This window comes from Achromobacter sp. SIMBA_011, from assembly GCF_046535435.1.
In the GTDB taxonomy this organism is placed as follows: domain Bacteria; phylum Pseudomonadota; class Gammaproteobacteria; order Burkholderiales; family Burkholderiaceae_B; genus Achromobacter; species Achromobacter dolens.
Genome location: NZ_JAWRWN010000154.1, coordinates 1 through 343 on the forward strand (window position 1 = coordinate 1; position 343 = coordinate 343).

The window sequence follows — 343 nt, forward strand, 5'->3', positions numbered from 1 at the left end:
GTCTTTCGTTACCGCAGGGAGCCGATGTGACCGTCCGCCATCTCGATGCATTGTTCCAGCCCAGGTCCGTCGCCGTCGTCGGTGCATCGTCGCGCGCCGGCAGTATCGGTGCGATGGTGTGGGCGCGCGTGCTCGACGGTGCGTTCGACGGGCCCGTGTGGCCCGTCAATCCGAAGTACCGCGAACTGAACGGGCATGTGGTGGTGGCCGATGTCGACCGCCTGCCCGCGCCGCCATCGGTCGCCGTGATCTGCACGCCGCCTGCCACATGGGCCGGCATCGTGCGCAAGCTCGGCGAACTCGGCACGCGCGTTGCGGTGATCGTCGGCGAAGCGCGCACCGA

General features: G+C 68.8%; 1 protein-coding gene. It reads left to right on the top strand.

The genetic code is table 11. The annotated features are described in order from the left end of the window. Positions 1 to 26: 26 nt before the first annotated feature. Positions 27 to 343 (top strand): CoA-binding protein (locus SB816_RS30340; RefSeq protein WP_410548034.1); only part of this gene is annotated, 317 nt, incomplete at its 3' end.